Annotated in this window: 14 protein-coding genes; 12 read left to right on the plus strand and 2 right to left on the minus strand. The window is 60.1% G+C overall.

Annotated elements, in window-relative coordinates; all coding sequences use genetic code 11:
• Positions 1–2 precede the first annotated feature (2 nt).
• The 4 genes from BMY36_RS19435 (at position 3) to uvrC (ending at position 4,138) form a co-directional block, all read left to right on the plus strand.
• Complete coding sequence (locus BMY36_RS19435; RefSeq protein ID WP_139193971.1) at positions 3–227, plus strand: hypothetical protein; 225 nt, start codon at positions 3–5, stop codon at positions 225–227.
• A gap of 8 nt (positions 228–235) precedes the next feature.
• A complete protein-coding gene (locus BMY36_RS07720; RefSeq protein WP_050519632.1) occupies positions 236–1,180 on the plus strand; it encodes a calcium/sodium antiporter in 945 nt (314 codons plus the stop codon).
• A 1-nt stretch (position 1,181) separates the two neighbouring features.
• The gene (locus BMY36_RS07725; protein ID WP_050519633.1) at positions 1,182–1,961 is read left to right on the plus strand and encodes an SDR family oxidoreductase; all 780 of its coding nucleotides are present in this window, start codon (positions 1,182–1,184) and stop codon (positions 1,959–1,961) included.
• A gap of 311 nt (positions 1,962–2,272) precedes the next feature.
• Entirely contained in the window at positions 2,273–4,138 is a 1,866-nt protein-coding gene (gene uvrC, locus BMY36_RS07730; protein ID WP_050519634.1) for an excinuclease ABC subunit UvrC, read from the plus strand.
• A 368-nt stretch (positions 4,139–4,506) separates the two neighbouring features.
• Here the strand turns inward: uvrC and BMY36_RS07735 are convergent, their stop codons facing one another.
• Entirely contained in the window at positions 4,507–5,499 is a 993-nt protein-coding gene (locus BMY36_RS07735) for an asparaginase (RefSeq protein WP_050519662.1), read from the minus strand.
• Between the two features lie 190 nt (positions 5,500–5,689).
• On the opposite strand from BMY36_RS07735, the gene BMY36_RS07740 reads away from it, so the two are divergent.
• Both BMY36_RS07740 and rlmN read left to right on the plus strand, forming a co-directional pair.
• Positions 5,690–6,214 carry an invasion associated locus B family protein gene (locus BMY36_RS07740; protein WP_050519635.1) on the plus strand — a complete coding sequence of 175 codons (525 nt, stop codon included), beginning with the start codon at positions 5,690–5,692 and terminating at the stop codon, positions 6,212–6,214.
• A 92-nt stretch (positions 6,215–6,306) separates the two neighbouring features.
• On the plus strand, positions 6,307–7,485 hold the full coding sequence (gene rlmN / locus BMY36_RS07745; protein WP_414811682.1) for a dual-specificity RNA methyltransferase RlmN: 1,179 nt from the start codon (positions 6,307–6,309) through the stop codon (positions 7,483–7,485).
• Between the two features lie 54 nt (positions 7,486–7,539).
• On the opposite strand, the gene BMY36_RS19190 is transcribed toward rlmN, so the two are convergent.
• Positions 7,540–8,133, minus strand: coding sequence for a thermonuclease family protein (locus BMY36_RS19190; protein WP_231579713.1), 594 nt, complete (start codon positions 8,131–8,133; stop codon positions 7,540–7,542).
• 359 nt (positions 8,134–8,492) lie between these two features.
• Here BMY36_RS19190 and BMY36_RS07755 point away from each other — a divergent pair, with 359 nt between their 5' ends.
• The 6 genes from BMY36_RS07755 to BMY36_RS07780 all read left to right on the plus strand — a co-directional run bounded on the left by BMY36_RS07755 (position 8,493) and on the right by BMY36_RS07780 (position 13,323).
• Entirely contained in the window at positions 8,493–9,419 is a 927-nt protein-coding gene (locus BMY36_RS07755; RefSeq protein WP_050519636.1) for an AEC family transporter, read from the plus strand.
• 8 nt (positions 9,420–9,427) lie between these two features.
• On the plus strand, positions 9,428–10,258 hold the full coding sequence (gene fghA, locus BMY36_RS07760) for an S-formylglutathione hydrolase (protein ID WP_050519637.1): 831 nt from the start codon (positions 9,428–9,430) through the stop codon (positions 10,256–10,258).
• Positions 10,259–10,264: 6 nt separating this feature from the next.
• Positions 10,265–10,717, plus strand: a complete 453-nt coding sequence (locus BMY36_RS07765) for a YaiI/YqxD family protein (RefSeq protein WP_050519638.1) — start codon at positions 10,265–10,267, stop codon at positions 10,715–10,717.
• Positions 10,718–10,781: 64 nt separating this feature from the next.
• Positions 10,782–11,789: a DMT family transporter gene (locus BMY36_RS07770; protein ID WP_050519639.1), complete on the plus strand. Its 1,008-nt coding sequence runs from the start codon at positions 10,782–10,784 to the stop codon at positions 11,787–11,789.
• Positions 11,789–12,412, plus strand: coding sequence for an HAD family hydrolase (locus BMY36_RS07775; protein ID WP_050519665.1), 624 nt, complete (start codon positions 11,789–11,791; stop codon positions 12,410–12,412). Before BMY36_RS07770 ends, BMY36_RS07775 begins: the two co-directional genes overlap by 1 nt.
• Positions 12,409–13,323, plus strand: coding sequence for an ornithine cyclodeaminase family protein (locus BMY36_RS07780; protein WP_050519640.1), 915 nt, complete (start codon positions 12,409–12,411; stop codon positions 13,321–13,323). The genes BMY36_RS07775 and BMY36_RS07780 overlap by 4 nt, the downstream gene beginning before the upstream one ends.
• Positions 13,324–13,394 lie beyond the last annotated feature (71 nt).

A 13,394-nucleotide genomic window follows, 5' to 3' on the forward strand; every position in this document is an offset into this window, starting at 1 on the left:
GCGTGGTCAAAGCCGTCACCATATTCCTGATCGTCATCATCGTCCTCGCGATGTTCGGCAAACTCGGCTGGCTCGGCGCGCTCGCCCCCAAAGGCCTGCGCAAACCCCGCCAAAAAACCGCGCAAAAAACAGTCACCTGCACCTCCTGCGGCCGCCATATTATTGGCACCACAGGCTGCGGCACCGTCGGCTGTGACGGCGACATAAAAACAAACCCCAAAGGATGAAGTTCTAAATGCTGATGGATGTTGTCTATGTCGTGGTGGGCCTTGTCCTGCTGGTTCTGGCAGGCGATGCGCTGGTGCGCGGCTCGGTCAACCTCAGCTTGCGCCTCGGCATCCCGCCCCTGATCGTCGGCCTCACCGTGGTTGCGTTCGGCACCTCCGCCCCCGAACTCCTCGTCTCGGTCCAAGCGATCATGAACGATGCCCCCGGCATCGCGTTGGGCAATGTCGTCGGCTCCAACATCGCCAACGTGCTTTTGGTCCTCGGCATCCCCGCGATTATCTGCACCATCCATTCCTCCACTTTGGGTGTTTCGCGCGGCTTCATCACCATGCTCGCTGCCACCGCTTTATTCATTGGCCTCTGCTTCCTTGGTCCCATCACATGGTGGCACGCAAGCATTCTGCTGGTCGGCCTCGCCCTGATGATCGCCGATAACATCCACTCCGCCCGCCAGCACCGCAACACCGCCACCGACGAAGAAGATCTGGAGGGCGCAGACCCCTCCGCGCCGTGGTGGAAAATTATCGCCTTTCTGGTCGTTGGCCTCATTGGCCTGCCCATCGGCGCGGGTTTCTTGGTCGAAGGCGCGTCCGACATCGCCCGCCTCTACGGCATTTCCGAAACCGTGATCGGCCTCACGCTGGTTGCTGTCGGCACCTCGCTGCCCGAACTCGCCACCTCCGTCATCGCCGCGTTCAAAAGACAGGCCGATGTGGCAATGGGCAACGTCATCGGTTCCAACGTGTTCAACCTGCTGGGCATCATCGGCGTCGCGGGCTTTGTCGGCCCCATCCCGGTTGACCCCTCAATGCTGACATCCGATCTGTGGGTCATGGCCGCCGCCTCGCTCCTGTTGATCCCGTTCATCCTGATGCGGTTCAACATCACCCGCACCGTTGGCGTGGCGTTTGTGGCGATCTATGTCGCCTACACCGTCTCGCTGGTGGTCTGAAATGGCCCGCGCGCTCGTCACAGGCGCTGGCCGCCGCTTGGGCCGCGCAATGGCGCTGTACCTCGCCACACGCGGGCATGATGTCGCCGTGCATTACGCCACCTCTGCCCCCGATGCCGAACAGGTCGCGGCTGAAATCACCGCGATGGGCCAGCGCGGTGTCGCGGTCCAAGCTGACCTGCTTGATGATGCCCAAACCGAAACCCTGATCGCCCGCGCATCCCATGCTTTGGGCGGCCCCCTCACCGTCCTCATCAACAACGCCTCGATCTTTGAACACGACACGGTCCACACCGCCACGCGCGCCAGTTGGGACCGCCACATCGGCTCCAACCTGCGCGCGCCGTTCCTACTGACCCAAGGTTTCGCCGCCCAAGCGCTCCCCACCCAAACCGACGCAAACGGCGAACCCCTCGCCCCCTCGCTGATCGTCAACATGATCGACCAGCGCGTGCGCAAACTCACCCCCGAATTCATGACCTACACTCTTGCCAAAATGGGCCTCTGGGCGCTGACCCAAACCACCGCCCAGGCCCTCGCGCCGCAAATCCGCGTCAACGCCATTGGCCCCGGCCCCACCCTGCAGGGCGCGCGCCAAACCCCGCAACACTTTGCCATCCAACGCCAAAACACCGTCCTGCAACGCGGCGCAAACCCCAGCGATATCACCGCCGCCTTGGGCTATTTCCTTGATGCCCCCGCCGTCACAGGCCAGCTTCTTTGCGTCGATGGCGGTCAACATTTGGCATGGCAAACCCCTGATATCCTTGGGGTTGAATGACCTTTTTCGCATCTGCAGCGAAAAGTTGTACACTGGTGCCACACCCGTTACCAACCCGTTACTTTTTCTCCTTACAAATCAGCCCTTTGCCCCATGATTAAAATAATACCCAATCAAATCAATACCCTAACAAAGCGCCTATTTTTTAGGCACTCAAGCGAAGGGGGCCAAATACAAGGGAAATTCCACACTGGCGCAATATTCCTAACAGAGTTATCCACAGAAACGGGGGATAGGTTTGCCCTTGCCCCGGCCATAGGATCGTTGCAGGCAGGCAAAGAATCGATATATCGGCGCAGGGGTGTTTTAACGTGACCACGGATGATCCCAACACCCCAACCGGCCACGCGGTTATCCAAGCGTATCTCAAAACCATCGACGGCTCGCCCGGCGTCTACCGCATGCTCAATACCGCGTCCGAGGTGCTGTATGTCGGGAAGGCGCGCAACCTGCGCAACCGTGTGTCCAACTACGCCCGCCCCTCGGGTCATTCGGGCCGCATCGCCCGCATGATATCCGAAACCGCGACCATGATGTTCCTCACCACGCGCACGGAGACCGAGGCGCTTTTGCTGGAACAAAACCTCATCAAACAGCTCAAACCGCGCTACAACGTGCTGTTGCGCGACGATAAATCTTTTCCCAACATCCTCATCCCCACCGATCACGCTTTCCCGATGATTAGAAAACACCGCGGCAAACGCAGTGAAAAAGGCCATTACTTTGGCCCCTTCGCCAGCGCGGGGGCCGTCAACCGTACCCTAAACCAGCTGCAACGCGTGTTCCTCTTGCGCAACTGCACCGATGCGATGTTCGCGGGCCGCACCCGGCCGTGCCTACAATATCAAATCAAACGCTGCGCCGCCCCTTGCGTCGATAAAATCAGTGCCCCCGATTACGCTCGCCTTGTGGCCGATTCCAAACGGTTTCTGGAGGGCAAAACCACCGATGTGCAGGCCAACCTCGCGTCTGAAATGGCCCGCGCCTCTGATGATATGGAATTTGAACGCGCCGCCGCCCTGCGCGACCGCATCAAGGCGCTGACCCAAGTCCAATCCGCCCAACACATCAACCCCAAAACCGTGGCCGAGGCGGATGTGATCGCCCTGCATGTCGAAGGCGGCCACGCCTGCGTGCAGGTGTTTTTCATCCGCGCCAACCAATCTTGGGGCAACCGCGACTTCTATCCCCGCATCCCAAACGATGCCGACGCGGCGGAGATTATGGAGGCTTTCGTCACCCAGTTTTACGATGACAAAGAACCCCCGCGCCTCCTCCTCCTCTCGCACGCCGTCGAAAATGAGGATTTGGTGACCCAAGTGCTGTCAGACCGCGCAGGCCGCCGCGTCGAAATCACGCTGCCCCAACGCGGCGAAAAGGCGGAACTCGTGGAAAACGCCGCCCGCAACGCCCGCGAAAGCCTTGCGCGCAAAATGTCCGAATCCGCCACGCAAAACCGCCTGCTCGATGCTCTGGCCGAGGCGTTTGATCTCGACAGCCCCCCTCAGCGGATTGAAGTTTACGACAACTCCCACATCAGCGGCACCAATGCCGTGGGCGGCATGATCGTGGCCGGGGCCGATGGGTTCCTGAAATCACAATACCGCAAATTCAACATCAAATCGGCCGCAGGTGCCAATTCCGATGACTTCGGCATGATGAAAGAGGTGCTGACCCGCCGCTTTGAACGCCTGATAAAAGAGGACCCCGATCGCACCTCCGACGCATGGCCCGACCTTCTGCTGATCGACGGCGGGGCAGGGCAAGTCTCTGCGGTGGCCTCCATCATGTCCGAAATGGGCGTGGATGACATCGCGATGATCGGTGTCGCCAAAGGCGTGGACCGCGACGCGGGCAAAGAGGAGTTTTACCGCACCGGCCAACGCCCCTTCGCTCTCAGAATGAACGACCCCGTCCTCTACTTCGTACAGCGCCTGCGGGATGAGGCGCACCGCTGGGCCATCGGCGCGCACCGCGCCAAACGCGCCAAAGCCGTCAGCGCCACGCCGCTGGATGACATCCCCGGCGTTGGCGCCGCCCGCAAACGCGCCCTCTTGGCCCATTTCGGCTCTGCCAAGGCGGTCAGCCGCGCCGCCATCCCCGACCTCATGGCCGTCGGCGGCATTTCCGAACCCCTTGCGCAAAAAATCTCCGATTTCTTCAACGAAAAATCCTAGCCCACCCCATCCCACCGCGACCCCAAACGCAAACACCTAAAGTTTATCTAAAACGCCCATTCATCTTGGTAAAAATACCTCGGGGGTCCCGGGGGCAGCGCCCCCGGTCGACCTATCCCCACAGGCAGCGCCCCCGGCTTGTCCAACCTAAACCCCCAAAAACTCTTAAAATCCAAAACATCGCAACAATGCCCCACACTTGCCCCGATCCCGCCATGAATCCCCGTCACACCAAGATCAGCAGCGATTAAGAGTAGCTCGATGATACGGACTTAATGCCCCCACCCAGACCGTAAAATCGGATCACTTCGCTGCGCCCAAAAGACCGCCGCCAGCACCGGGTAAGGGGCTGGCGGCGTTTCTTCATGTCAAACTCCAAATCCCGCGGCCACCCGCAAACTTCCACATTCTATCCCCCGGCGGCTGCGCTCCACCGTGTTCAAGTATTGCCCCACCACCGGGTGGGCCGCATCCAACACCCCCAGCCGCACCAACAACGCGGTAATCGCCAACTCCGCCCCGCGCGTGCCGCCGTCCATCACTTTCAACGCAATCCCCTTTTTCAACTCAGGGATAATCGCCACAAACACCGCCTCCGCCCCCGTCTTAATCGCAACCCGGCCCCCCATCGCGCGCATCAACGCGGTACAGGCCCGCCCTTCACCCGCCACCATCTCCGGATGCGCCATCATCCCGCGCGACAAACGGTAGGCTGCATTGGCCCGCGCATCGCCGCCTTCCTCCGCACAGGCAAAATACGCCATCGCCCGCCCCAAACCTTGCAAGCTGGTCGAATAATTCGGCGCCGAACACCCATCCACGCCAAACCCCGCACTCACCTCGCCCGTCACCTCCTCATGCGCCGCCTTCACGGCCATTTGCACGGGATGGTCCGCCTCAATATACTCCGCATGCCCGCCCAAATGCTTGTTCAGCATCAAAAATCCGGAATGTTTGCCCGAACAATTGTTGTGCCACTGGCAGGGGCTCGCATCGGTTTTAATCAACAAATCCCGCTCCGCCCGGTCCGCAGGCTCTTGCACGCCGCACCGCAAATCCGCTTCAGTCAGGCCCATATCGCCCAACCACGCCGCCACCGCCTCGCGGTGAATGGCCGCCCCATTGTGGCTGGCACAGACCAAGCCCAACTGCTTTGGCGTCAAATCCCGCCCCGCCCCGCTTTCCATCAACGGCAATGCCTGCATCATCTTGCAACTCGACCGCGGGAAAATCACCGTGCCCGGATCGCCCCACGCCGCCTCGATCGACCCATCCGCGCCACAAATCACCGCATGCCCAAAATGCGTGCTTTCCAACTGCCCGCCGCGCCACAATTCCGCAATCGCTGCCGATTTCCCCATTTTCCCCGTCCCTTTTCCAATTTCCACATCAAACATGCGCGATTTCCTGCGCATAGGGCTTTTACGACCTGCCCTTTTTGCGTTATGCATGAAATATCGAGTTGAAACGACCCGTGCCACAGGAAAAGCTCGTGAAACGGGCTGGGCGGTCCGGGACAGAGGCATCAAACGGCTGGAGGCTGTGGAAAACATGACATCACGCATCATCGGGGCGCTCGGCGGTCTTTTCATTGGGTTGGGCGCATCCGCTGCCTTCGCGCAATCCGAAACCGAATGTGTTTCCGCCAAAACGGATTGGAGCGTTTGCGTCTGGCAACAGCCCAAAGAATGTTGGGGCGTCTCCAAACCCAAGGAAACCGTGAACAGCAAAGATGGCCAAGTCGTCTCCGCCCGTCGCGGTGACATCCTCATGTTCGTCACCTTCCGCCCCGGCACCGGTGCCAAGGGTGAGGTTTCGTTCACAGGCGGCTATCCTTTCGCCTCCGGTTCCCCCGTCAACGTCAACATCGACGGCAAATCCTTTGACATGATCTCGGACGGCGAATGGGCGTGGCCAACAAGCCCGTCCGATGACGCAGGCATCCTCGCCGCGATGAAGGCCGGCGGCTCCGCCATCGTCACCGCACGTTCGGGCCGTGGCACGCAAACCAAAGACACCTTCTCGCTTCTCGGCTTCACCGCCGCGATGGCCGAGGCAGAGCAGCGCTGCAAATAAGCGCCCACCGCACCGTTAACGCCCCCGCGCGCACCCGCCGGGGGCGTTTTCATTTGCTCAAAACCCCTGTACAGACGGGTTTACCCTTCAGGATGCCCCAAATGACCGCCCCCATCACCCAAGATGTCCACACCATCCCCCGCAAGTTGCCGCAGGGCGATAAAACCAACATCATCGGCCTCACCCGTGACCAGTTGCGTGCCGCAGTGATCGCGGCAGGCTGCCCCGAAAAACAGGCCAAAATGCGTGTGGGCCAGCTGTGGCAATGGGTCTATTTCTTTGGCCTGCGCGATTTTAACGAGATGACCAATCTCTCCAAGGATTTTCGCGCAATCCTTACGGAAAAATTCGAACTCACCTTGCCTGAAGTCGTCACCAAACAAACCTCCACCGATGGCACCCGCAAATACCTTGTGCGTATTCAGGGCGGGCATGAGGTGGAGGTGGTCTATATCCCCGAAACCGATCGCGGCACCCTGTGCATCAGCAGCCAAGTCGGCTGCACCCTCACCTGTTCGTTCTGCCACACCGGCACGCAAAAACTGGTCCGCAACCTAACGCCCGGTGAAATCGTCGGCCAGGTTATGCTGGCCCGTGATGATCTGAACGAATGGCCCGTCAAAGGCGCGTCGAACGCCGACCCCGCCGCGCGCCTTGTGTCGAACGTGGTGCTGATGGGCATGGGCGAGCCTTTGTATAATTTCGAAAACGTCCGCGACGCGATGCAAATCGTGATGGATGGCGAAGGCATCGCGCTGGGCCGCCGCCGCATCACGCTCTCCACCTCCGGCGTGGTGCCCGAAATCGCCCGCACCGCGCAGGAAATCGGCTGCCTGCTGGCCGTCAGCTTCCACGCCACCACAGATGAGGTGCGCGACCAACTGGTTCCCATCAACAAAAAATGGAACATCGCGACCCTTCTCGATGCTCTGCGCGCCTATCCCGGCCTCACCAATTCCGAACGCATCACGTTCGAATATGTGATGCTCGACGGGGTGAACGACAGCAAAGAGGATGCCTACCGTCTGGTCGACCTGCTGCGCGGCATCCCCGCCAAGGTTAACCTTATTCCCTTCAACGAATGGCCCGGCGCGCCCTACAAACGCTCCTCAAACAACCGCATCCACGCGTTCGCGGATATCATCCACGAGGCAGGCTACGCCTCCCCCATCCGCAAACCGCGCGGCGAAGATATCATGGCGGCGTGTGGCCAGTTGAAATCCGCGACCGAAAAAGTCCGCAAATCGCGGGCAGCGGCCGAACAAGCGTAACCCGCGCCAACGCCCAAACAGGCGGCAAACCCCAACCTTTGCCGCCTCAAACGCCTAATTCCCCGCCGCCCGCGCCTTTTGCTGCGCGTCAAACTTCTCCCAAACATCCATCCGCCCCTTTTGGCGCGCATCCGCCAACCACATCTTGCGCCGCGCATCGGGTGTTTCCATCGGGCCATAATGGCCACCGGAATACTTTGGCCAATCTATCGCGAACCCTTGCGTGACCATTTCGGCCGACAGGTCGCGCCCGTCCGCCAAATAGCAGCGCGCCACCGTGCGCCCGTGGGCGTCTTGCGCCACAGCCACCGCTCGAATGATTTGGCCTTTGCACAAATTGACCAGCGCCCATTTTGCGTTTTTGCCGTAGGGATGGTTCATTTCCGGCGCATCAATGCCAAACAATCTGATCTGAACTTTGTCGATCACAACCGTATCGCCGTCCACGACATACGCCGACCCGCGCAGCGTGGTAAAGTCCGGCGCAGGCTTTGCGCGGGCTGCATCAAACGGAGCATACGCAGCGCGCGTGCGCTGACTGGGTTTTGGTTTGTCGCCGCGATTTTTGGGCTCGTCGTTGCCCGTAAACATCCACCACACAGCAAAGACAGCGCCACCTAAGAACAGGCCAAGCAATAATAGTTCCAAACCGCTATCCCCAAAAAAACCCGGAATCACCCAAAATCCAGGTAACAAAGGTTAGCGCGCCACCCCCACCAATGTCTCGGTCTTTGTCGCGCGCCTCACCTGCCCCAAATTCGTAGGTCGGGGTTCACCCCGACTCTGCACCCCATCCCCCCAACCCGCAATCCAAATCTTAATTTTCCCCTAACAAAAGTAACACAACCAAACAAAATCAATACCCTAACGCCTGCATCGCGCGCGATGCACCCCCCGCATCGCACCCCCAACCCCTGCCACACCCCACCAAAAAACCCACGCCCCCATCTTGCATCCCCACCCGCCCCGTGAAACCAAAGGGATAGCCCCGCGCGAAGGTTTCTTTGATGCTGCCCATCCTCCTCAAAACCTTGCCTTTCTTTGCCCTCATCGGCTTGGGCTATCTCGCGGGCCGCACCAAGTTTTTCACGGCCGAGGCGACGGGATACCTCACCAAATTCGTGTTTTATTTCGCCCTGTCGGCCATGCTGTTCCGCTTCGCCTCCAACCTCTCGCTGGCTGAAATTTGGGACAGCCGTTTCGTCGCCGCCTACCTCTGGGGCTGCGGCGTCGTCTATGTCCTTGCGATGGGCGTGGCCTTTTGGCGCGGCATCCCGGTGGAGGAGGCGGCGATTGAGGCCCAATGCGCCGTGATCGGCAACACCGGATTTCTGGGCGTCCCCATGCTGGTCGTCCTCATGGGTCCGCAGGCAGCTGGTCCTGTTCTAATGGTCCTCGCGATTGATCTGATCGTGTTTTCCACCATCATCACCCTGATCATCACAGGCGTGCGCCAAGGCCGGATGAACTGGGGTGTTTTGCGCGCCCTTGCCCTTGGCCTGCTGAAAAACCCGATGATTGTCTCTATGGCGCTTGGCCTCACATGGTCCGCCACGGGCTATCCGGTGCCCGCACCCATCAATGATTTTATGGCCCTTTTGGGCGGTGCCGCCACCCCCGGCGCGCTGTTTGCAATCGGCGCGTCGCTTGCCACCAAATCCGCCGAACGGGTCGCCGTCGCGGGCTGGCTTTCCTTTTGCAAACTCGTCCTGCACCCCGCCGCCGTCGCCTTTGCCGCCATCGTGCTGTTCAAGGTCGATCCCGGCCCCGCAAGCGTGATGATCGCCGCCGCCGCCTTGCCAGTGGCGGGCAATGTCTACATTCTGGCGCAGCATTTCGGGGTGGCCCCGCAACGGGTGTCCGCCTCGATCTTAATTTCAACCACGATCAGCATCGTGACCGTCACGATCGTTATGGCCCTCGTGATGGGCTAGGGGGACATATGAAAACCATTTCCGAAAACCGCGCATTCGGCGGCGTCCAAGGCGTCTACAGCCACGCCTCCGAGGTGTGCGGCTGCGACATGACCTTTGGGATGTTTCTGCCCGAAGAGGCAGAGCATGACCCCGTCCCCGTCCTGTGGTATCTGTCGGGCCTAACCTGCACCCATGAAAACGCGATGGTCAAAGCGGGCGCGCAGGCCTGGGCCGCCGAACAAGGCATCGCGCTGATTTTCCCCGACACCAGCCCGCGGGGGCCGGGCGTTTCCAATGATGATGCCTTTGATCTGGGGCAGGGGGCGGGGTTTTACGTCAACGCCACGGAAACCCCATGGGCCGCGAATTTTCAAATGTGGGACTATATCACCGACGAATTGCCCCGCCTTTTGTTCAGCGCCTACCCCTTGGACGAATCCCGCCAAGCCATCACAGGCCATTCGATGGGCGGCCACGGCGCGTTGACCATCGCCATGTCCATCCCCGGTCGTTTCCGCTCCGTCTCCGCCTTTGCGCCCATCGCCAATCCCACGGCCAGCGATTGGGGCCGCAAGCAATTCACGGCCTATCTGGGCGCGGACACGGCCAAATGGGCCGCGCATGACGCCAGCCTGTTGATGAAAAAACGCGGGTTTGATGGCCCCATCTTGATCGACCAAGGCGGGTCTGACCAGTTCCTTGACCTGCTGCGCCCCGAGGCGTTGGCCGAAGCTGCCGCAAGTGCGCGCCAAAACATTACCTTCCGCATGCAAAAAGGCTATGATCACAGCTATTTCTTCGTCTCTACCTTTATGGAAGATCACATCAGCTTTCACGCCGATGCCCTTTATGCGTGACCGCCCATGACCGTGATTTACATCGACGCCGATGCCTGTCCGGTGAAGGCCGAGGCGGAAAAGGTCGCCACCCGCCACGCCATTCGCATGGTGCTGGTGTCCAACGGTGGCATCCGCCCGTCAGCCAATCCGCTGGTGGACAGTGTTTTTGTGGCCGATGGCCCGGATGAGGCGGACAAATGGATCGCGGATAGCTGCACCAAAGGTGATATCGTGGTGACAGGCGACATCCCGCTGGCGGCGCGCTGCGTCGAAAACGGCGCGCTGGTCCTGAAACACAATGGCGAGGAACTGCACACCCGCAACATCGGCCAAACGCTGGCCACCCGCGATTTGATGCAGGATTTGCGCAGCGCTGACCCGTTTCGCCAAGGTGGCGGCAAGCCGTTTTCCAAAACCGACCGTTCGCGATTTTTGGACGCGCTGGAACGGCTGGTTCAGGCGGCAAAGCGTCAATGATAAAGGGGGCGTGGATGTCGCAAGGGGAACAGACAGGCGCGCAGGCCAAGGGTGAAGCTTTGCCATGATGACACACACCCCCGACCGCCGCATCCTGCTGCTGGGCATCGCCAGCGCGATGGGGGCGTCTGCGTTTTTCTCGATCAATGACAGCGCAATCAAATTCCTAAGCGGCGGCTATGCGCTGCACCAAATCGTCCTGATCCGCTCGCTGATCGGGTTGGCAGTGATCATGGGCATCGTGCTGTCGTCTGCCGCCGGGCTGCGCGCGTTTCGCACCAAACGGCTGGGGTTGCATTTGGTGCGGGGCGGTTTCGTCGTCACCTCCAACCTGTGCTTTTTCCTTGGGCTGGCGGCCATGCCCATCGCCGATGCTGTGGCGCTGTTTTTCATTGCCCCTTTGTTGATCACCGCACTTTCGGTGCCGATGCTGGGCGAAAAAGTGGGGCCGCGCCGTTGGGCCGCTGTCGGTGTTGGATTGCTGGGCGTTATCGTGATGCTGCGCCCTGGCATGGGAATTTTCCACCCCGCCATGCTGCTGCCGCTGTTTGCCGCGCTGTGCTATGCCATGCTGCACATGCTGACGCGGCGGATGGGGGCCACGGAAAGCGCCATAACCCTGACGCTGTATGTGCAAATGACCTTTATCGGGGTCTGCATTATCAGCGGCCTTATTCTTGGGCACGGCGCGTTTTACGATGGGGCGGACCCGTCGCTCGCCTTTTTGACACGCGCGTGGCACTGGCCTGCGATGGCCGATTGGCCCATTTTGGTGCTGACGGGCTGCGCGTCGGCGATCGGTGCGCTGCTGATCACCCACGCGTACCGCTCGTGTGAGGCGGGGCTGGTCGCGCCGTTTGAATATATCTCTATGCCGCTGGCCATTCTGTTTGGCATGGTAATTTTCGGCGAATGGCCCGATGCGGTCGCATGGGTAGGTATCGCGTTGATTTGCGGCGCGGGGCTTTATGTGGTCTGGCGCGAAACCCGCGTAAAACCGGATGTGCCGCCTTTGGCCTCTGTTCCTGGCAACTTGCGATCTTCGGCTCTTGGTGGCGATACGGAGGCATGATGAAACCCAAAGCGGTTATTTATGATATCGGCAATGTCCTGATCGAATGGCAGCCCGAACGGTATTACGACAGCCAAATCGGTGCGGATCGCCGCCGCACCTTGTTCGCCGCTGTCGATCTGCACGCGATGAATGAACGCATCGACGCGGGCGGTTTGTTTCGCGATACGGTGTATGACACGGCCGCACAGCATCCAGAATGGGCGCGCGAAATCCGCTGGTGGTATGATCGCTGGATCAAACTGGCCGCGCCGCGCATTGAACAGTCCATCACCTTGCTGCGCCGCCTGCGCGCCAAGGGCACGCCCGTATTTGCGCTGACCAATTTCGGCGACGATGCCTTTGCCTATGCCCAAACCCAATATGAATTTTTGAACGAATTTGATCGGCTTTATGTCTCGGGGCGGATGCAGGTTACCAAACCCGCGCCCGAAATTTACGTGATGGTAGAGGAGGATTGCGGCCTGCCCCCCGCATCGCTTTTGTTCACCGATGATCGTGCAGAAAACATCGCCGCCGCCGCAATGCGCGGTTGGCAAACCCATCATTTCACCGGGCCCAAAGCATGGGCTAGGCGGCTGATCACAGCCGGATTATTGACCGAAGAGGAGGCCACGCCATGACCCTTGAAATCGTCCCATTCGCCGCCGAGTCCGCCCTGAATTGGCACGCCCTAACGGACGCGTTGGAGGCCGGGCACCGCCTGCCGCGCGCCGAAGTGGGCGACAGTTTTCTGTACCGCGGTCCCGACACGCTGCTAAACCGCGCCGCATGGATTGATGGTTTGGGCCAGTTGGTGAAATGCGCCACGATTTTTCCGGGCAACGGCGCGCATAATGCGGCCACCATCAACGGTTCTGTCACGCTGTATGCCGACCAAACCGGGATGCTGGAGGCGTTGGTGGATTTCCACCTTGTCACCAAATGGAAAACGGCGGGCGACAGCCTGCTGGCCGCGAAAAAACTTGCCCGGCCCGACAGCCGCAAAATTTTGCTTGTTGGGGCAGGCACGGTTGCTGCGTCAATGATTGAAGCCTATTCCAGCACGTTCACCAAACCGGAGTTTACGGTCTGGAGCCGAAATCCAGTGTCCACCGCAGCGTTTGCGCAAGCGCATAACATCACCGCCGCCACCGATCTGGAAACCGCCGTCAAAGCGGCCGACATCATCTGCACCGCCACCATGTCAAAGACGCCGCTGATTATGGGCGATTGGTTGCAGCCCGGCCAACACCTTGATCTGATTGGTGCTTTTCGCCCCGATATGCGTGAGGTGGATGATACGGCCATCGCCCGCGCGCGTCTGTTTGTCGATGCCCGCGCCACAACGCTGCATCACATAGGCGAGATTATGATGCCGATCGCCAGCGGTGCCATCACCGAAAGCCATATCATCGCCGATTTTTACGACCTTGCCAAAGGCAGCTATGACCGCCGCACCCCCGACGACATCACCATCGCCAAAAACGGTGGTGGCGCGCATCTGGACCTGATGACGGCGACCTATATCCTGCACGCGTGGCGCAATCGTTAAATTAATTCTGCCATATCAAACCCGCCCCATTGGCAGGGGCAAAAAAATTGGGCGCCCGCAACCTGCGAACG

Source organism: Pseudorhodobacter antarcticus (genome assembly GCF_900110135.1).
GTDB lineage: Bacteria > Pseudomonadota > Alphaproteobacteria > Rhodobacterales > Rhodobacteraceae > Pseudorhodobacter > Pseudorhodobacter antarcticus.